Source organism: Nonomuraea fuscirosea (genome assembly GCF_003001935.1).
GTDB lineage: Bacteria > Actinomycetota > Actinomycetes > Streptosporangiales > Streptosporangiaceae > Nonomuraea > Nonomuraea fuscirosea.
This window is the reverse complement of sequence record NZ_PVNG01000027.1, coordinates 149,159-166,489: the sequence shown is the minus strand read 5'-3', so window position 1 is coordinate 166,489 and position 17,331 is coordinate 149,159. Positions and strand designations below refer to the sequence as shown.

General features: G+C 69.1%; 20 protein-coding genes. 7 read left to right on the top strand and 13 right to left on the bottom strand.

Annotation, left to right across the window (positions count from 1 at the left end; all coding sequences use genetic code 11):
• Nucleotides 1–877: 877 nt before the first annotated feature.
• The gene (locus tag B0I32_RS46785; protein WP_106250772.1) at nt 878–1,114 is read right to left on the bottom strand and encodes a hypothetical protein; all 237 of its coding nucleotides are present in this window, start codon (nt 1,112–1,114) and stop codon (nt 878–880) included.
• Nucleotides 1,115–1,191: 77 nt separating this feature from the next.
• Nucleotides 1,192–1,443 carry a GntR family transcriptional regulator gene (locus B0I32_RS46780; RefSeq protein WP_106250770.1) on the bottom strand — a complete coding sequence of 84 codons (252 nt, stop codon included), beginning with the start codon at nt 1,441–1,443 and terminating at the stop codon, nt 1,192–1,194.
• A gap of 265 nt (nt 1,444–1,708) precedes the next feature.
• Between B0I32_RS46780 and B0I32_RS56935 the strand changes: the two genes are divergently transcribed.
• On the top strand, nt 1,709–1,963 hold the full coding sequence (locus tag B0I32_RS56935) for a hypothetical protein (RefSeq protein ID WP_146178564.1): 255 nt from the start codon (nt 1,709–1,711) through the stop codon (nt 1,961–1,963).
• Between the two features lie 155 nt (nt 1,964–2,118).
• Here B0I32_RS56935 and B0I32_RS46775 read toward each other — a convergent pair whose 3' ends face one another.
• Nucleotides 2,119–2,292 (bottom strand): GntR family transcriptional regulator, encoded by a 174-nt coding sequence (locus B0I32_RS46775; protein ID WP_245956555.1) that lies wholly within the window; start codon nt 2,290–2,292, stop codon nt 2,119–2,121.
• A gap of 331 nt (nt 2,293–2,623) precedes the next feature.
• Between B0I32_RS46775 and B0I32_RS46765 the strand changes: the two genes are divergently transcribed.
• Nucleotides 2,624–2,914, top strand: coding sequence for a hypothetical protein (locus B0I32_RS46765; protein WP_106250766.1), 291 nt, complete (start codon nt 2,624–2,626; stop codon nt 2,912–2,914).
• Between the two features lie 101 nt (nt 2,915–3,015).
• Here B0I32_RS46765 and B0I32_RS61205 read toward each other — a convergent pair whose 3' ends face one another.
• Genes B0I32_RS61205 through B0I32_RS46755 form a run of 3 tightly spaced genes read right to left on the bottom strand, consistent with a single transcriptional unit; the run spans nt 3,016 to nt 4,378 of the window.
• Nucleotides 3,016–3,219 carry a DUF6461 domain-containing protein gene (locus B0I32_RS61205; protein ID WP_146178563.1) on the bottom strand — a complete coding sequence of 68 codons (204 nt, stop codon included), beginning with the start codon at nt 3,217–3,219 and terminating at the stop codon, nt 3,016–3,018.
• On the bottom strand, nt 3,186–3,593 hold the full coding sequence (locus B0I32_RS46760) for a DUF6461 domain-containing protein (RefSeq protein WP_106250764.1): 408 nt from the start codon (nt 3,591–3,593) through the stop codon (nt 3,186–3,188). The genes B0I32_RS61205 and B0I32_RS46760 overlap by 34 nt, the downstream gene beginning before the upstream one ends.
• Before the next feature lie 41 nt (nt 3,594–3,634).
• A complete protein-coding gene (locus B0I32_RS46755; protein ID WP_106250763.1) occupies nt 3,635–4,378 on the bottom strand; it encodes a DUF429 domain-containing protein in 744 nt (247 codons plus the stop codon).
• A gap of 429 nt (nt 4,379–4,807) precedes the next feature.
• Here B0I32_RS46755 and B0I32_RS46750 point away from each other — a divergent pair, with 429 nt between their 5' ends.
• Entirely contained in the window at nt 4,808–5,407 is a 600-nt protein-coding gene (locus B0I32_RS46750) for a DsbA family protein (protein ID WP_106250761.1), read from the top strand.
• Nucleotides 5,408–5,558: 151 nt separating this feature from the next.
• Here B0I32_RS46750 and B0I32_RS46745 read toward each other — a convergent pair whose 3' ends face one another.
• Together B0I32_RS46745 and B0I32_RS46740 are read right to left on the bottom strand one after the other, a co-directional pair.
• The gene (locus tag B0I32_RS46745; protein ID WP_106250759.1) at nt 5,559–6,218 is read right to left on the bottom strand and encodes a dihydrofolate reductase family protein; all 660 of its coding nucleotides are present in this window, start codon (nt 6,216–6,218) and stop codon (nt 5,559–5,561) included.
• A 60-nt stretch (nt 6,219–6,278) separates the two neighbouring features.
• Nucleotides 6,279–7,010: a helix-turn-helix domain-containing protein gene (locus B0I32_RS46740; RefSeq protein WP_106250758.1), complete on the bottom strand. Its 732-nt coding sequence runs from the start codon at nt 7,008–7,010 to the stop codon at nt 6,279–6,281.
• A gap of 453 nt (nt 7,011–7,463) precedes the next feature.
• Here B0I32_RS46740 and B0I32_RS46735 point away from each other — a divergent pair, with 453 nt between their 5' ends.
• Nucleotides 7,464–8,021: a hypothetical protein gene (locus B0I32_RS46735; RefSeq protein ID WP_106250756.1), complete on the top strand. Its 558-nt coding sequence runs from the start codon at nt 7,464–7,466 to the stop codon at nt 8,019–8,021.
• 102 nt (nt 8,022–8,123) lie between these two features.
• The gene (locus B0I32_RS46730) at nt 8,124–9,416 is read left to right on the top strand and encodes an ArsB/NhaD family transporter (protein WP_106250755.1); all 1,293 of its coding nucleotides are present in this window, start codon (nt 8,124–8,126) and stop codon (nt 9,414–9,416) included.
• Here the strand turns inward: B0I32_RS46730 and B0I32_RS46725 are convergent.
• The 4 genes from B0I32_RS46725 to B0I32_RS46710 are packed head-to-tail and all read right to left on the bottom strand — an operon-like array spanning nt 9,409 to nt 13,624.
• Entirely contained in the window at nt 9,409–9,867 is a 459-nt protein-coding gene (locus B0I32_RS46725; protein ID WP_106250753.1) for a nuclear transport factor 2 family protein, read from the bottom strand. The two genes, B0I32_RS46730 and B0I32_RS46725, sit on opposite strands and share 8 nt — an antisense overlap.
• Before the next feature lie 42 nt (nt 9,868–9,909).
• Nucleotides 9,910–12,183: a xanthine dehydrogenase family protein molybdopterin-binding subunit gene (locus B0I32_RS46720; protein ID WP_106250752.1), complete on the bottom strand. Its 2,274-nt coding sequence runs from the start codon at nt 12,181–12,183 to the stop codon at nt 9,910–9,912.
• A complete protein-coding gene (locus tag B0I32_RS46715) occupies nt 12,180–13,169 on the bottom strand; it encodes an FAD binding domain-containing protein (RefSeq protein ID WP_106250750.1) in 990 nt (329 codons plus the stop codon). Before B0I32_RS46715 ends, B0I32_RS46720 begins: the two co-directional genes overlap by 4 nt.
• A complete protein-coding gene (locus tag B0I32_RS46710; protein WP_181308552.1) occupies nt 13,166–13,624 on the bottom strand; it encodes a (2Fe-2S)-binding protein in 459 nt (152 codons plus the stop codon). The genes B0I32_RS46715 and B0I32_RS46710 overlap by 4 nt, the downstream gene beginning before the upstream one ends.
• A gap of 120 nt (nt 13,625–13,744) precedes the next feature.
• Here B0I32_RS46710 and B0I32_RS46705 point away from each other — a divergent pair, with 120 nt between their 5' ends.
• Together B0I32_RS46705 and B0I32_RS46700 are read left to right on the top strand one after the other, a co-directional pair.
• The gene (locus tag B0I32_RS46705) at nt 13,745–14,473 is read left to right on the top strand and encodes a TetR/AcrR family transcriptional regulator (RefSeq protein ID WP_106250747.1); all 729 of its coding nucleotides are present in this window, start codon (nt 13,745–13,747) and stop codon (nt 14,471–14,473) included.
• 125 nt (nt 14,474–14,598) lie between these two features.
• Entirely contained in the window at nt 14,599–16,212 is a 1,614-nt protein-coding gene (locus tag B0I32_RS46700) for a cellulase family glycosylhydrolase (protein ID WP_106250746.1), read from the top strand.
• Between the two features lie 47 nt (nt 16,213–16,259).
• Here the strand turns inward: B0I32_RS46700 and B0I32_RS46695 are convergent, their stop codons facing one another.
• A complete protein-coding gene (locus tag B0I32_RS46695; protein WP_106250744.1) occupies nt 16,260–17,273 on the bottom strand; it encodes a LacI family DNA-binding transcriptional regulator in 1,014 nt (337 codons plus the stop codon).
• Between the last annotated feature and the right edge of the window lie 58 nt (nt 17,274–17,331).

Here is a 17,331-nt window from a genome sequence, read left to right as displayed (position 1 = left end):
TGGAGACCGTCCTGCGAGCCGTACCGCACTGCTCATCCCAGCGCAGCACCGGATGCTCCTGTCGCTTTCTACGATCGGTCATCTCACTCTTGCCTCTCTGGTCGGCTACGGAAGCAAGACAGCCCACCAGAACTGCCAGAACTAGCACAGCGAGCCACGCCAAACCGTTGTACTTCCATTCAGTAGCCAGATTCACCGCGACACCAACCGCAGCCGTGGCGACGGCACCCCACACGGTCCACGAGTTCAGCCGCATATCTGATTACCTACTCAAGAGGGGCATCCGGCAGAAGCCTGTCCTGCGCCCGCACAGAGGCACCTTCAGGCTCTAGTGGTTCGTACCCTAGCGTTGCTCACGCGACGCCACAACCGGAACATACGGCAGATTCGCCCCAGAGGATCGGCAAGGACACCCAGCCACACATATCTTCCCAGGTCACCGCCAAGTGAGCCTCAGTTGCCGTCTCCATGCCGGGTGCGTATGGCTAGACACGTACCTGAGAGAAGGGCCGTCGTGCGACACACCTGAACGGGAACCCTGAGAGGTGGGCAGATAAGGACGATGAGCAGGAGGCTCGATCTGCTACCGCCAGATGACTATCCTGCAGCAGTCGCCAAGACGGCGAAGCGGATTAACCCCGGCAAGCGCGACAACTAGGCGTGACTCTTGTTTGATAACAGCGAGATAACGTATAGCGGAGCTTGGGGCCGATCTCCGGTTTGTGCGGCCCGAAGCTCCGCATCACTACGTTGCCCTGGCAACATCAGGAGCCAAGGGGTTGCGATCGCCATCGCCAGCCGTGAGTTCCTTCCGCAGAACTAGCGACAGGGCGCCAGGGAACTAGCGTCGGCCTGCCGCCCGCTCGTTCCCACCCACCTAATCGATGCCAGGGAACGCCTCCTTGATGATGTTGAGCAGCAGAGCCGCTCTCTCTCGATCCAGCTGAAGCGTCTGGCTCACCTTCTTCTCCGACTGCCTACCATCCGAGCCGTACGTGCTCAGCTGCAAGTAGTTACCATCTGCTCCGGCGATCAGCTGGTAGCCGCATTCCACCTCAGTCGGATGCGGGCGGCCGCTCTGATGCGTCTTGAAGAACTCCGTCACGCGCGCCATTCGACCTCCTATGCGGGTACATGCAGAGGAAGGAACGACATGCGCTAGCCTGCGGTTCCGCATCTCTGCGAATACGGTTAATTTTCTGTATCCCCCACTTCGCTAGGCCGGCTTACGAAGGTGCCTTTGCCTAGCACCGAGTAGAGAGTGCCGTCCGCGAGCAGGGCGTTCAGCGCTCGTCGGGCTGTCCCCTTGGACACGCCCAACTCAACCGCCAGTCGTGGCTCGCCGGGAACGGGCATGCCAGGCCGGTACACCCCATCGGCGATCCTGCGCCTGATCTCATTCGCCACCGCCTGCCAGCGAAGCTCGTCGGGCTTGAAGTCCATAAAGGTAACGATAGGAACCCAAAGGTTCCTCTACCTTCCCGGAGGTACCTAGGGGGACCCCTAGGCATGACTGGGAAGGTTGACGTAACCTGCAGACATGGAGCAAACACGCGGCGATGACTTCGCGCCTCCCGACCCCGTCCCTCGCTTCGTCGCTCGTCTGCAGGCACCGTGTGGTCTCTCTACGCGAGCAGACGCACCATCCGCCTTCGGAACGTTGAGATCGAGAGACGAAGATCGTCACCAGGCAGGCGAGAGGAGGACTGTGAAGACCTTTACCGTGACCGTCGCCGGTACTGAGCGTTTCGATGGTGAGGCGCCCTACACATGGGTTTTGGCGGCTTCCGATATGGCCGACGCGATCAGCAGGGCCACGGCTTACCACGCGCTATCTCAGGAGGAACGGTTGTGCGATCTGGAGATCGACTACCTTCGCACCTTTGAAGGCGTTCCTCCTACCAAATGTGGCTACCACTGGAACGATCTGCGAGCTGAGGAGCCTCGTGGCGCTGGTGCGTGACAGCGCTCATGTCATCACCACGAGCGGCTGGATCGCCACCTGCACCTGGGTCTGACCGCGTCCGGACGAGCGGAGTCATCGATTCTCAGGCCAGGCGTCCTTGGGCGCGACGAAGGTGCCACGCCCCTGAATCGTGGCCACCCAGCCCTCCCCTCTCAGCACTTCCTAGTTCGTCGTACGGAGCCGCGCGCGATGCCGTGCTCCTGTTGCAGCGAGCTCTCGGAGGGCACCAGCCGGCGCTCTTCCAAGTCACCGGCCTTGATGCGTCCCCTGATGATCTGCGCCAGTTGCTCGTAGATCGGTGTGGGGTCGAGCTGATCAATTGTCACGTGACAACACGGTAAGGACGTTCTGCCAGGACTGCACGTTGGATGCGGGACGTACGTGCTGGTTCGAAGGACGTGTTCATCGAAGTAGACAGGCCCGCCCCAGCGGTGGAAGCGCCGAGACGGGCCCTTGATCGGACGTGGAGGTCCGACCCATGGGAAACACAACCACAGAAGTTCGGTTCACGCCCCTGCTCGTGGCGGAAGTGCGGGCCGTGTTGGAGAGGCACGGATATCGGCTGCCGGATGAAGGCGATCACGTGCGGGGGCTCATCGTGGCGCGGGTCGACTTGGCGCTCAGGAACCTCGTCGAGATCTTCGAAGGGAGAACCTGGTGAGCGCCTCCGACGAGGTCCCGGACTATCACGGATGGCATGTTCAGCCGCCCCGACCTGACCATGCCCTGGTGGCCTGGTACGAGCCGCATCGGCGGGCGCCGCACATCCGGGTCTCCGCTCACACCTGCGGCTGTCAGGTGACCGTGTACGAGCTGTGTGCAGCCGGTGGGCAGGGCTTCGTCCGGCGTACGGATCGCGAGACGAAGACCGTGCACGAGACCGCCTGGATGGCGACCGCTGCCGCGAGGCGGATCTTCGAGCTGATTCTGAGCGGGAGGACTGCGTGACAGGGCGCGGCGGGCGATCCACTGGTTCGTCCGCCGCGCCTATGTCGCTTGGGTCGTCCTGCCGGCCAGGACTGTGAGATTCCCCCTCATCGGGGTGCTGGTCACCAAGCCAGGAGGTCTCCCTCTGGCTCGGGGACGACGCCGTAGTGGTAGGTGGCCTGCTCCAGCAGGTGCGGGGTCAGTTTGATGCCGGTGAGGTGTTCGGCCAGGAGGAACATCGGGCCTTCGTGGGGGTCGGCGGAGTCGGGGTAGCGGGTGTCGAGGTCGCGCATCATCGGTACGAGTTCGTCGGGGACCGGCTGCATGTAGCCCTCCTGGGCGATGAAGCGAAGCGGAGGTCGCCGTCCTCCAGCCAGTAGAAGTAGTCGAGGGCCTTGACGTCGAGGCAGTAGTGGGAAACGAGGCGGGTGCCGGCGGATAAGCGGGTGATGACGCTGCTGGTGAGGCCGAGCACCGTGTGCATCTCGACGATCATCGTCCAGTTGCCGATGGATGTGATGCCAAGGCTCGCTCCGGACGAGCCGGGGACGGTGTCATACAGATCGTGGAACGACGCCGAGGCGAAATCCTCAGGACGGCCGCCGAGTTCGAGGATCACCTGCTCCGGTGTGAGGCCTCGGACGTAGGTGATGCAGCCGCCTGTTTCGGCGAGGGATTCGTAGTCGTTGTCTGGTGTCATTTCGGCATGGTGGCAGGTGGGCCTGACAGAAACGGCGCTGGTCAGGGGGTCTGGATGAGGGCGCTCAGGGGTGTGGTGGGGAGGGCGATCCAGCCTTCGGCGGCTGCGGTTCGCGAGTGTTCCGGGGGTGGGGTGGTTGTGAGGCCGAGGGCGGCGGCGCGGGCGGCCAGGGCGCAGATGACGGCGTCGGTGGCGTCGGCGGAGGTGCGGCAGAGGGGCTCGTGGTCGGCCAGGTCTAGCCAGGGGGCTGCTTCCTTGAGGCGGTCTACGAGCAGGCCCAGTTCTGTGGGGCGTTTGTAGCGGTTGTGCGGGAGGTTCCAGAGTTTGAGGGTGGCGGCCGGGTAGACCTCCACGGCCGCGCCCGTCCCGCGGCGGTCCACCGGGTGGCCCTGGGCGGCGAGGGTTGAGAGGAGGGCGGCGCACCGCATCGTGGTGTGGCCGATGCGGTCGGCTGAGGCGCTCAGGGGGCGGCGGCCGGTTCGGGCCTCCACTGCCTGGTCCGTGACGCGGTGGGTCAGGTCGTGGCGCCACACCAGGCCGGGCACGCCCTGGGGCACTGGGACGGCGCCTGTTCGGTGGGCGGTGATGAAGTCAATGAACTTGACCGGCCAGCCGAAGGGGCAGTCGATGCCGGTCTTGGTAGCTGTGGTGATGGCTTCGAGGAGTAGGTCGTCTTTTGCGCCGAGTTCGAGGCGGGTGAGGTGGGCGCGGCCGGTTGTCCAGGTGAGCCAGGCCACGGCTGTGCGGGGCGGTTCTGCGGCGAGGTCGATGCCTGCTGTCAGCACCTCTCAAGGGTAGAGACGCCGGTTGTGGTTCAGGGGGTGACGGCCCGTCGTAGGTCGAGGTCTGAGGTACGGCGGTCGAGGGGTGGGGATCTGGCCTAGCCCACGACGCGTGCGGGGCCTACACCGCAGGTCCATGGCTCAATGCCTGGGCCGCGCGCCAGTAGCCGGTAAATCGAAGGTCTGGCGGTCGGAAGGGGGCCAGGGGCAGAGCCGGGGTTCCATGGCCCAGGCCGGGGGTCCGGGGGCCGGGAGGCCCCCGGCAAGGGGGTGTGGGGGAGCTCGGCTCCCCCACCAAGCGCAGCCCGCAGCCCCCAGGTGCGAAGCGCCCCCTGCGGAGGACCAAGCAGTTAGGGCTGAGGCGGGACGGGGCCCAGGTCCGGTGGCCGTTGGTTCCGGGGTGGGGAAGATCGGGGGTGGCATGCTGAGGTGATGGACATCGCTGACTTCTGGTTCGATCCCTCCTGCCCCTACACCTGGCTGACCTCGCGCTGGTTGCTGCAGGTGCGGGAGGTGCGGCCGGTCGAGGTGCGCTGGCATCTGATGAGCCTGTCGGTGCTCAACGAAGGCCGCGACGACGATCCGGAAGGGGATCCGGAGGGCTATCTCTGGGTCCCCGTACGCGTCTGCGCGGCCACCCTGCGCGAGCACGGCCAGGAAGCGCTCGGCCGGCTGTACACCGCCCTGTGGACGACCGGCACCGGAGACTGGCTCGGCGACCTGCGGACGGCGCTGGCCACGGCCGGGCTGCCGGTCGAGCTGGCCGAGGCGGGGATGAGTACCGCGTACGACGGCGACGTGCGGGCCTCGCACGCCGAGGGCATGGCCCTGATCGGTGGCGACCATGTGGGCACCCCGATCGTGGCGGTCACCCGGGGCGGCGGCGAACGGGTGGTGTTCTTCGGTCCGGTCGTCTCGCGCCTCCCGACCGGTGAGCAGGCGGGCCGGCTGTGGGACGGGACGCTGCTGGTGGCGGGCACTGCGGGGTTCCATGAGCTGAAGGGCAGGCCCCACGAGCAGCCGCAGATCTAGGGCCTGTACTGAGTTGAGATCAGAAGAGAACTCTCGCCGACGCCGGATACGGACAGCTCTTCCTGATCTGATGTACCCGGAGCCCCGCCGTACGGCGGGGCCCCTTCTCTCTGGCCGGCGATCAGCGTCCCGAAGCCGGGCGGACACAGTGTCAGCCGAGGACCGTCGCCGAGCGCCCCTCGTCCACGGTGTACGCACCCGCGGAGATCGCCCCGAGACTCGCCGGCTTGAGGGTCAGCGAGACGACGCCGCCGGGCAGCACGCGCGCATTCTCGTCCACGGTCGTGAACGTCGCGGGCGTCGATCCGTCCGGGAACAGGCGCTTCCCCGCCCCGACGACGACTGGGAACTGGAGCAGCCGGTAGAGGTCGACAAGTCCTGCCTGATGCAGCGTCTGCACCAGCTTCCAGCTACCGTGAACCTGGAGCTCCATACCGGGAAGCTCCTTGAGGCGGCGTATCTCGTCGACCAGTTCACCGCGCAGGACAGTCGTCGGGCTCCAGTCGGCTTCCTCGTCGGACAGCGTCGAGCTGACGACATACTTCGGCAGCGTGTTGAGCTTGGTGGCGATCAGGTCGTCAGGTTCGGTGACCTTCGGCCAATACCCACCGAGCAGATCGAAGCTCGTGCGGCCGAAGAGGAAGGCGTCGGCCGCACGAAACCAGCTCTCGACAACGTCGTTTGTGTGCGCCGAGGCGTGCGGAACGAGCCACCCGCCGCGGTCGAAGCCGTCGGAGCGGTCCTCGTCGGGGGCTCCGGGCCCTTGCATGACGCCGTCGAGACTGATGAAGGTGTTGACGCTGAGCAGCACGATTCTCCCCCGGGGATTCGGGTCGCGGACAGCCGGCCAGGGCTGACCGGCAGGCAGACGCTAGCTCCCGGGCCCAGGGTGAGTCTTGTACAGGAACGACATCGCGGCATGGTCGCCGCCCTCCCGCAGCTCGCGCGCGGTGCGCCCTACGTAGCGACGTAGCGCATGTGCGAGGTGGGCCTGATCGAAGTACCCGAGCGCCTCGACGACAGCGCGCCAATCGTGGCCGTCGCGCAGCATCGTGGCCGCGGCGTTCGCGCGGTCGATCTGCGTCACGGCGGTTTGCGACAGTCCGGTGATCGCACGGTATCGACGCTGGAGGGTACGCGGGGTGGGGCCGGCCTCGGGATGCCCGGCGACGTCCTCCTCGTCCCCGAGGCGCAATCGCACCAGCAGGCCCGCGTCCAGCAGTCGCCGGATGAAGCATTCGACGTTCTCGTACGTCGGCGCCTCCCAGTCCTCGCCGCCGATGACGACTCTGCCCGAGTCCGTCACTGGGAACGGCACGGACCCGTCGATGATCGAGGCTGCCGGATGTGGCCGAAGAACCGTACCGAGCGCGAATCGGATCCCGAGGAACTCGGTGTACGGCGGGACCGGTGCGCTGGTCGCCTTGGTCTCCGGCCCGCGCAGGCTGGCGAGCAGGCATCCCTGCGTCCGCGAAAGGATCAGATGCGAGCAGGTGCGCGCTGCGGATGTCATCGTGTCATCGGCGCCGCTGCTGGTGCGCCACACCCGGTCGACGATGCTCACGTCGATCTCGGTGCCGCGATGCTCGAACCGCAGGGCCATGATCTCCTCGGTCTTCAGAATCTGCTCGGGGCTCCCCTCAAGGATAAAGACACACGTCAGGGGTCTAGGGAGCTCACTGAGGGCGATGGGTTCGCATGCATGGGTGATCTAGTGGTGGGGCCGGTTCCACGGCTCAGGCCGGGGGTCCGGGGGCCAGGCCCGGGGTCCGGGGGCCAGGCCGGGGGTCCGGGGGTCAGGCCGGGGGTCCGGGGGCCGGGAGGCCCCCGGCTAGGGGGTGTGGGGGAGCTTGGCTCCCCCACAAGGCGCAGCCCGGAGCCCCGTGGCGCGGAGCGCCGCCATGTGGAGGACCGAGCAGTTGGAGGTGGGGCTCGGGTTAACGCGCTTACTCAGGGTGATGGGTTTGGGTGAATGGGTGATCTGGCGTGGTGGGGCGGGCTATCTTGGGTGCCTCGTGGCATCCGTACCGCCGGAACGAGAGCGCTGACACCCCTTATGGACGAGCATGTCATCAGCATCGGGTGGGTTGACGCACCCGACGAGATCGCCTTTCACGACTATGCCGAAGGGACCTACAACTCCTTCTCCTGCAGTTGCGGGCTGCCGCTGGCCGATCGGGACGCCGCTGCCAGGCATGCCGGTGAGTACGGGCGGTGCGTGATGTGTCTGGGCACCGGGGAAATCTCCATCAATCCTCGCGACAAGGGTGGTTGCGGGAGTTGTGGTGGGTCGGGGCGGGCCGAGCCGGGGGCCGGAGCGGAGGCGGGGAAGGGCCCGGTCATGGTGCATGCGCGGGTGACCGAGGGCTTCATCCGGGAGGTGGCGGAGTTGCTGCCTGAGGAGTTCGGGCTCACCGATGTGGTGGCGGTGCTGGAAGGGCAGATGCCGCCGGGGAGTGGCGGGGTCGAGGCGGTGCTGTCCGTGGCGGCGGGGCTGATCCGGTATCTGGAGGTCCGGGGGGAGATCGTGTTGTGTACGGCGCCCGATTTTCTGCCGGGGGATGGGGTGGAGCAGCGGTACGACGATCCCCGTTGGATTCGCGTCCCACGGTGAAGCTCGGCCCCGGTAGGGGTTCCGGTGACGCTTAAGCAGCCCTCAGACGACGCCGTGTGGGTGGTGTGCGGGTCGCTGAGCGCTGGTTGATAGGTTGCGCGCGTGACGATCACGGCGTGGGTGGCGGTGGCCGTCTTTCTGGGCGCGTACACGCTGATCGCCACCGAAAAGGTGCACCGCGTGGCAGCGGCGCTCGGCGGGGCGGGGATCATGTTGCTGATCCACGCCACCGACGCCGGCTCCGCGTTCTTCGACGAGCGATCCGGCATCGACTGGAACGTGATCTTCCTGCTGCTCGGCATGATGGTCATCGTCGGCGTGCTGAAGCAGACCGGGGTGTTCGAGTTTCTGGCCATCTGGGCGGCCAAGCGGGCCAGGGGGCGGCCGTACCGGCTGATGGTGCTGCTGGTGGTGATCACCGCGAGCGCGTCGGCGCTGCTGGACAACGTGACGACCGTGCTGCTGATCGCGCCGGTGACGTTCCTGGTGTGTGAACGGCTGGCGCTGCCGGTGGCGCCGTACCTGATCGCCGAGGCGATGGCGTCGAACATCGGCGGCGCGTCCACGCTGGTCGGCGATCCGCCGAACATCATCATCGCCAGCCGCGGCGGCCTGACCTTCAACGACTTCCTCGTGCACCTGGCGCCGCTGATCGTGGTGCTGATGGTGGTGTTCGCGGTGTTGTGCCGGTGGTTGTTCAGGAAGTCGTTCAAGTACGACCCCGAGCTGGCCGCCGAGATCATGACGCTGAACGAGCGCGAGGCCATCGCGGACCGGCGGCTGCTGTGGCAGTCGCTGGCCGTGCTGGCGCTGGTGATGGCGGCGTTCGTGCTGCATCCCGTGCTGCACCACGAGCCGAGCGTGGTCGCGTTGCTGGGCGCCGGCGTGCTGGTGGCCGCGACGAAGGTGACGACCGAGGACGCCATCCGCGAGGTGGAGTGGCCGACGCTGGTGTTCTTCGCCGGGCTGTTCGTCATGGTGGGGGCGCTGGTGGAGACCGGCGTCATCGGCGAGCTCTCGAAGGCGGCGGCGGAGGCGACGCAGGGGCAGCTCGGGCTGGCGACGATGTCGCTGCTGTGGGCCTCGACGGGGCTGTCCGCGGTGATCGACAACATCCCGTACGTGGCCACGATGAGCCCCATCGTCGCCGACCTCGTGCAGGCCAACGGCGGCGGCGAGCACGCCCAGGTGCTCTGGTGGGCCCTGGCGATCGGGGCCGACCTGGGCGGGAACGCGACGGCGGTGGGGGCGGCGGCCAACGTGGTGGTCATCGGCATCGCCGCCCGTAACGGCACGCCCATCTCCTTCTGGCAGTTCACCCGTTATGGGCTGGTGGTCACGTTCGTCACCGTGGCGTTGTCGACGCCTTATCTGTGGCTCAGATATCTCACCTGAGCGGCAGGACGTCCACGCCGTGGTCCGACTCCGGGCGGGTGCCGAAGATGCGCCGCTCCGACTCCGTGATCCGCACGTCGTTGATGCTGGCCTCCCTGCGCCGCATCAGTCCCGCCTCGTCGAACTCCCACTGCTCGTTCCCGTAGCTACGCCACCATTGCCCCGATGCGTCGTGGCACTCGTACTGGAACCGCACCGCGATGCGGTTCCCGAGCACGCCCCACAGTTCCTTCCGCAGCGCGTAGTCGAGCTCCCTGTCCCACTTGCGCCGCAGGAACGCCCTGACCGCGTCGCGGCCGGTCACGAACTCGTCGCGGTTGCGCCAGACCGTGTCCTCCGTGTACGCCATCGCGACCTTGTCGGGGTCGCGGGTGTTCCAGGCGTCCTCGGCAGCCTGGACCTTGAGCCGGGCGCTTTCCTCGGTGAACGGCGGGAACGGCGGACGTGACATGACGGGTGCCTCCTCGACGAGCCTCGACACAGCAGCCTAGAGCTACAGCAGCTTGTCGAGCGTGATCGGCAGGTCCGCCACGCGCTTGCCGGTCGCGTGCCGCACGGCGTTGGCCACGGCCGCGGCGACCCCCGTGATGCCCACCTCCCCGATCCCGCGCAGGCCCAGGGGCATGTTCGGGTCCGGTTCGTTCAGCCACTCCACGTCGATGTGCGGGACGTCGGCGTGCACCGGCAGGTGGTACTCCGACAGGCTCGGGTTGACGACACGGCCGTTGCGCGGGTCGATCAGAGTGTGCTCCGACAGCGCCATGCCGAGGCCCATCACGATCCCGCCGCGCAGCTGGCTGGCCGCCGTCCTCGCGTTGATGATCGTGCCGGCGTCGAAGACGCCGAGCCAGCGCGACACCCGTACCTCCATGGTGTCGGGGTCGACCCGCACCTCGCAGAAGTGCGCCCCGGTCGCCGCCTTCACCCACTTCCTGCGCTCGCGCAGGAACTTGGCCATGAAGGCCAGCGTGCTCCCCTTGACCTCGGCCTCCACGTGGTCGCGACCGGCGGCGGAGAGGAGCTCCTTGTAGGTGAGGCCGCGGCCCCCCGCGTAGAGGCCGCCGTCGCGGGCCTGTACGTCGGCGGGACGGGTGCCGCGCAGGGGTGAGCCGGGTGCGCGGCGGGCCAGGCCGGTCAGCGTGCGCTTGAGCTTGGCGCAGGCGGCCAGCACGCCCGCCGCGGCGGTCGCGGTCTGCATCGAGCCGCCCGCCTGCGGGCCCGGCGGCAGGTCGGAATCGCCGTACTCCACGCGTACCTGCTCCAGCGGCACGCCCATCTCGTCGGCGGCGATCTGCGCCTGTACGGTCGCCGTCCCCATGCCCATCTCGTGCAGCCCGCAGCGCACCACGAGCGTGCCGGCGGCCTCCAGCCGCACGGTCACGCTCGCCATCATCTGCAGCGACGGGTGGTAGGCCGTGGCCACCCCCATGCCGACCAGCCATTTCCCGTCGCGCATGGCACCGGCCCGCGGGTCGCGCGCGTGCCAGCCGAAGCGTTCGGCCCCCAGCGCGTACGCCTCCCGCAGCCGCCGCCCCGAGAACTCCTGCCCGCCCAGCGGATCACGCTCGGGCTCGTTGCGCATGCGCAGCTCGATCGGGTCCATGCCCAGTTTCCAGGCCAGCTCGTCCACGGCCGACTCCATCGCGAAGGTGCCGATGGACTCGCCTGGAGCCCGCATGAACGTGTTGGCCAGCAGGTCGAGCTGGACCACGTTCTGCTGCAGGTGGATGTTGGGCGCGGCGTAGAGGTGCCGGGAGCCGGCGGTGATCTGCTCCCCCGAGCCGCCGGTGCGGCCGGTCCTGGACACGCTGGTGTGGATCAGCGCGGTCAGCCGGCCGTCGGCCTCCGCGCCCAGGGCGACCCGCTGCGTGCTGGCGGTGCGTCCGCCGACCGTGTGGTAGACGCTCTCGCGGGTGAGCGCCAGCCGTACGGCGCGGCCGGTGACCCGTGCGGCCAGTACGGCGAGCAGCGTGCCCGCCCAGACCGAGCCTTTCCCCCCGAAACCACCGCCGACGTAGGGCGACAGGATCCTGATCCCCTTCTCCGGCACGCCGAACCGCAGGGCCAGGTGCCGGCGCGTCCAAGGGATGTTCTGGGTGCCCTCGTGCAGGGTCAGCCGGTCGCCGTCCCAGACCGCGGTGCTGGCGTGCGGCTCGATCGCGTTGTGACTCTGCGGCGGCGTCGAGAAGGTCAGGTCGACCGCGTACGGCGCGGCGGCCAGCGCGGCCGGCGCGTCCCCCTTGTTCGCCGAGGCCTCGGAGATCAGGCTGCTCTTCTGCGGGACGGCATGGTGCTTCTCCGCCTCGAAGTCGGTCGCGGCGGGCAGCTCCTGGTACGCCGGCCGCACCAGCGAAGCCGCGTACCGGGCGGTCTCGGGCGTCTCGGCGACCACGACGGCGATCGGCTGGCCGTTCCAGTGCACCTCGTCGGTGCCCAGGTAGTTGACCGACGTGCCGGCCACCATCGAGCTGAGGTCGAGGACGCTGGGCTTGGGCGGCGGTTTCATGGCCGGGGTGCTCTCGTGGGTGAGCACGTCGATGACGCCGCGCACCGCCCGCGCCGCCGCCGTGTCGATGGCGGTGATCCGGCCCCTGGGGATGGTGGCGTGCACGAGCGCGGCGTAGGCCAGGTCGGGGTAGGAGTACTCGGCGGCGAAGCGGGCCTCGCCCGTGGTCTTGGCGGGGCCGTCGATCCGGTCGACCGCGCGGCCGACGTACTTGGTCGCGTCGGTCGTCGCCGGCTCGGCCTCGGCGTACTTGATGCTCATCGCACGGCCCCTTCCTGGCTCAGCTCGCGCAGCGTGGCCACGATCGTGGCGGTGGCGAGGGAGGTCTTGAACGCGTTGCCGTCGCGGACGCTCGCCGCGGCCAGTTCGGCCTCGGCCGCGCGCCGGAACGCCGCCTCGTCGGCCGGGCCTCCGGTCAGCAGCCGCTCGGCCTCGCGGGCGCGCCAGGGTTTGGGGGCGATGCCGCCGAGCGCCAGCCGGGCCAGCGTCACCGTGCCGTCGCTCACCTCCAGCGCGGCGGCGACCGAGACCAGGGCGAACGCGTACGAGGCCCGGTCGCGGACCTTGCGGTAGCGGGAGTCGGCCGGGGCCGGCGGCAGCTCGACGGCGGTGATGAGCTCGCCGGGGGCCAGGTCGGTCTCGATCTCAGGGGTGTCGCCAGGGAGGCGGTGCAGGTCGGTCACCGGGACGCGGCGGGTGCCGCCGGTGCCGCGTACCTCGACGACGGCGTCCAGGGCGGCCAGCGCCACGCACATGTCGGAGGGGTGGGTGGCGATGCAGCTGTCGCTGACGCCCAGAATCGCGCAGCTCCGGTTGAATCCGTCGAGCGCGTCGCAGCCGCTGCCCGGCTCGCGCTTGTTGCAGGCGGAGGTGGTGTCGTAGAAGTAGAGGCAGCGGGTGCGCTGGAGCAGGTTGCCGCCCACGGTGGCCATGTTGCGCAGCTGGCCGGAGGCGCCCGACAGCAGCGCCTGCGACAGCACCGGGTAGCGGTCGCGCACCCGCGGGTCGGCGGCCAGGGCGCTGTTGCGGACGAGGGCGCCGATGCGCAGCCCGCCGTCCGGCAGGTCCTCCACGGTGTCGAAGGGCAGCCCGGTGACGTCCACGACGGTCTGGGGCTGCTCGATGCCCTCGCGCATCAGGTCGACCAGGTTGGTGCCACCGCCGAGGAACTTGGCGCCCGGCTCGGTGGCGGCGGCGTGCAGGGCGGCCTCGACGTCGGCCGGCTTGACGTAGGCGAACGGTTTCACCGGGCCACTTCCATGATCGCGTCCACGATGCCGTTGTAGGCGCCGCAGCGGCACAGGTTGCCGCTCATCCGCTCCCTGACCTCGTCCTCGGTGAGCGCACCCGAGCCACCGGCCGCGCTGGGCATGCCGGCCGCGTGCTCGGCCAGCATGCCGATGGCCGAGCAGATCTGGCCGGAGGTGCAGTAGCCGCACTGGAGGCCGTCGTTGCGGACGAACGCCTCCTGCAGCGGATGGTCCACGCCCTCGATCGTGGTGATCTCCTGGCCGTCGTACTGGACGGCCAGGGCCAGGCAGGAGTTGATCCGCACGCCGTCGGCCAGCACCGTGCAGGCGCCGCAGGCGCCCTGGTCGCAACCCTTCTTCGGCCCGGTCACGCCGAGGCGTTCGCGCAGCGCGTCGAGCAGGCTCACCCATGGCTCGACGTCGAGCGCGGCGACGTCGCCGTTCACCTTCATCCTGATCTCGGTCACTCGCCATCTCTTTTCTGTGCCGGTGTAGTCGGGACGCTAACAGAACACCGTACCCTTAACAAGTGAACGGCGTACCGTTAAGTACCCCAGTATGCTGGGACGGACATGACGAGGGCGGCATTTCGCCGGGCCAGGCGGCCCGAGCACAAGCAGCAGCGGCGCGAGGCGATCCTCGACGCCGCCCGCGAGCTGGCCCGCACCTCCGGCGTGCGCAACGTCAGCCTGGGCGCGGTCGCCGAGGCCGTCGGGCTGGTGAAGTCCAACATCGTGCGCTATTTCGGCACCCGCGAGGAGATCTACCTGGAGCTGGCCGGCGAAGAATGGCGGCAGTGGGCCGACACCGCCACTCCGCGCCTGCGCGCGGCCGCCGGCGCGGGCGAGGCGGTGACCGTGCTGGCTGAGACGATCACGGACCGGCCGCTGCTCTGCGACCTGCTCGGGCACACCTCCACCAGCCTCGAACACAACGTCTCCGTCGAGGCCGCCCGCGCGTTCAAGCGCGCGGTCATCACCATCGTCACCGAGCTGGGCGCCGAGGTCGCGGCCGTGACCGACCTGACCGAGCGCGAGGGCTTGGAGCTGGTCGCCGCCGCCAGCAGCCTGGCCGGCATGCTCTATCCGGCATCCAACCCGCCGGCCACACTGGTCCAGGTCTACGCCGAGGATCCCGAGCTGGCCGCCCTCTGCCCGGTGCTGCTGCCCACGCTCGTCCGCGCGCTCAGGGCCCTGGCGGCGGGCCTGCCGACGCTCAGGGACGAGCCGTCCACCCTCAGGGGCGAGCCGCCGGCCCGCAGAGGTGAGCCGCCGGCCCGCACCGACGAGCCGGTGAAGTGAAACTTTCACCCCGGTCCAGGCGTTCCTGACCGTCCTCGGCTGACTTTCTGGACGTCGCCGCCGATTCCGCAGAGCATGTGCCCGTGCAGGACCTAACCGGTTAATGGCAGTAGAAGGGCACCCTCATGACCCACCGACTCGGGCTCGCCGCGGCGGCGCTCCTGTCGCTCCTCGTCTCGATGCTCGCCTCCATGCTCATCACCCCGGACACCGCGCACGCCGCCGTCGGGTTACGGGTCAGTGGCACGAGAATCGTGGAGGCCAACGGGAACGCGTTCGTCATGCGCGGCGTCAGCCACGCGCACACCTGGTACACCGGCCAGACCGGCTCGTTCGCCGACATCAAGGCCCTGCGCGCCAACACCGTGCGCGTGGTGCTGAGCGGCGGCCGGTGGCCGGCCAACGGGGCGGCCGACGTGGCCAACGTCGTCTCGCTGTGCCGGCAGAACCGGTTAATATGCGTGCTCGAAAACCACGACACCACCGGGTACGGCGAGCAGAGCGGGGCGTACTCGCTGGACCAGGCCGTCGACTACTGGAGCAGCGTCAAGAGCGCCCTCACCGGCACGGAAGACTTCATCATCGTCAACATCGGCAACGAGCCGATCGGCAACAACAACGCCTCCTCCTGGACCGCCGCGACCACCGGCGCGATCGGCCGGATGCGCGCCCTCGGCTTCCAGCACCTGCTCATGGTGGACGCGCCCAACTGGGGTCAGGACTGGCAGTTCACCATGCGCGACAACGCCCAGGCCGTCGCCGCCGCCGACCCGCAGCACAACACCGTCTTCTCCATCCACATGTACGGCGTCTTCGACACCGCCGCCGAGATCAACGCCTACCTGAACGCCTTCCAGAGCGCCGGCCTGCCGCTGGTCATCGGGGAGTTCGGGCACAACCACTCGGACGGCGACCCCGACGAGGACACGATCATGGCGCAGGCGCAGTCGCGCGGCCTCGGCTACATCGGCTGGTCGTGGAGCGGGAACGGCGGCGGCGTCGAATACCTCGACATGGTCACGAACTTCGACGCCGCCAGCCTGACCTCGTGGGGGCAGCGCATCTTCAACGGCGCGAACGGCATCGCCGCGACCTCGCGTGAGGCCACGTTCTTCGGCGGCGGCACCCCCGACACCACCGCCCCGACCACGCCCGGCATCCCGTCGGCATCCGGCGTGACCGCCACCGGGGCCACCCTGACCTGGACGGCCAGCACGGACGCGGGCGGGTCGGGACTGGCCGGGTACGACGTCTACCGCGAGCAGGGCAGCACCGACACACTGCTCGGGCAGAGCGCCACCCCCTCGATCGCCCTCACCGGGCTGAGCCCCGCCACGAGGTACGAGGTCTACGTCCGTGCCCGCGACGGAGCCGGCAACGTGTCGGGCAACTCGGCCACCACGGCGTTCACCACCACGTCCGGCGGAGGCGGCGGCGGCTGCACGGCCACCGGGTCGGTGCAGAGCCAGTGGGGCGACGGGTACGTGGTGCAGGCCACGGTCACCAACACCGGCACCGCCCCGGTCACCGGCTGGACGGTCACCTTCACGCTGCCGTCCGGGCACACGATCGCCGGCTCGTGGAACGCCACGCTGACGACCAGCGGGCAGACCGTGACGGCCCGGAACGCGGGCTACAACGGCAACCTGGGCGCGGGCGGCTCGACCGGCTTCGGCTTCCAGGTCACCCGCCCCGGCGGCACCGCCACCGTGAGCTCGTACACCTGCGCCGTCTCCTGACGTACACCTGCGCCGTCTCCTGACCGGCCCATCCGCCTCCCGGAGTGTCAGGACACCCCGGGAGGTGAGGTGGAGTCGCGGATGACGAGCCGGCACGGCAGGGTGTGCACGCCCGGAGTGGCCTTGCCGTCGATGGCCGCGAACAGGTGCTGCGCCGCCGTCCGCCCCAGCACCTCCAGGTTCATGTCCACGGTCGTCAGCGCGGGCCGCGTCTCGGTGGACAGCACCTCCCAGTTGTCGTAACCCACCACGGCGACGTCGTCGGGCACCCGCCGGCCCCGCTCACGCACCGCCTCGACGAATCCGGCCGCGATCTGGTCGCTGCCGCAGAACACCGCGTCGATCTCCGGCTCGGCCATGAGCAGCATCTCCGCCGCGTGCCGCCCCCACCGCTGCGACCACACCCCGGACAGCGTCCGCCCCGCCTGGGCGACGCCGGCCTCGGCCAGCGCCTGGCGGAAGCCCTCCTCGCGGTCGCGGGCCGCCTTGTAGTCGCCGGGCCCGGTGACGTGGGCGATCCGCCGCCGGCCGAGTGCCAGCAGGTGATTGACGGCCGTCGCCGCCGCCCCGACGTCGTCGGGCACGAACGACACGTCGGCCGGGTCCTCCGACGGCCCGTACGCGTAGACGACGGGCACCGGCAGGTCCTTGCTGATCGACGGCCGCGGGTCGGTGCTCTCGCCCACCACGATCAGCCCGTCGACCCGCCGCGACAGCAGCGCCCTGATGTGGTGCTGCTCCCTGATCGCGTCGCCGCGCGCGTCGCAGAGCAGCACGGCCATCTCCCCCGCCCCGAACGCGTCCTCGGCGCCGAGCAGCACGGGGATGCCGAACCGGCCGACGCTGTCGGAGGTGAGCAGCCCCACGGTCCGCGTCTGCCCGGACAGCAGCCCTCTGGCCAGGGCGTTCGGCTGGAAGGAGAGCTCGGCCGCGGCGGCGAGCACCCGCTCGCGCGTGGCCGCGCGCACGTCCTGGCGCCCGTTGAGCGCCTTGGAGGCCGTGGCGATCGACACCCCCGCCAGCGAGGCCACATCGTTGATGGTCGCCCGCTTAACCGCCATATGTCGAAACCCTTTTCGGTGAATGGTGAACCACTGAGCACCTTAGCACCCATTGACA

Bases quoted from the DNA above. Each gene is read 5' to 3' on its own strand.
- B0I32_RS46785 (WP_106250772.1), bottom strand. From the start codon at position 1,114: ATGGCGCGCGTGACGGAGTTCTTCAAGACGCATCAGAGCGGCCGCCCG.
- B0I32_RS46780 (WP_106250770.1), bottom strand. From the start codon at position 1,443: ATGGACTTCAAGCCCGACGAGCTTCGCTGGCAGGCGGTGGCGAATGAG.
- B0I32_RS61205 (WP_146178563.1), bottom strand. From the start codon at position 3,219: ATGCAGCCGGTCCCCGACGAACTCGTACCGATGATGCGCGACCTCGAC.
- B0I32_RS46760 (WP_106250764.1), bottom strand. From the start codon at position 3,593: ATGACACCAGACAACGACTACGAATCCCTCGCCGAAACAGGCGGCTGC.
- B0I32_RS46750 (WP_106250761.1), top strand. From the start codon at position 4,808: ATGGACATCGCTGACTTCTGGTTCGATCCCTCCTGCCCCTACACCTGG.
- B0I32_RS46740 (WP_106250758.1), bottom strand. From the start codon at position 7,010: ATGGCCCTGCGGTTCGAGCATCGCGGCACCGAGATCGACGTGAGCATC.
- B0I32_RS46735 (WP_106250756.1), top strand. From the start codon at position 7,464: ATGGACGAGCATGTCATCAGCATCGGGTGGGTTGACGCACCCGACGAG.
- B0I32_RS46725 (WP_106250753.1), bottom strand. From the start codon at position 9,867: ATGTCACGTCCGCCGTTCCCGCCGTTCACCGAGGAAAGCGCCCGGCTC.
- B0I32_RS46720 (WP_106250752.1), bottom strand. From the start codon at position 12,183: ATGAGCATCAAGTACGCCGAGGCCGAGCCGGCGACGACCGACGCGACC.
- B0I32_RS46710 (WP_181308552.1), bottom strand. From the start codon at position 13,624: ATGAAGGTGAACGGCGACGTCGCCGCGCTCGACGTCGAGCCATGGGTG.
- B0I32_RS46705 (WP_106250747.1), top strand. From the start codon at position 13,745: ATGACGAGGGCGGCATTTCGCCGGGCCAGGCGGCCCGAGCACAAGCAG.
- B0I32_RS46700 (WP_106250746.1), top strand. From the start codon at position 14,599: ATGACCCACCGACTCGGGCTCGCCGCGGCGGCGCTCCTGTCGCTCCTC.
- B0I32_RS46695 (WP_106250744.1), bottom strand. From the start codon at position 17,273: ATGGCGGTTAAGCGGGCGACCATCAACGATGTGGCCTCGCTGGCGGGG.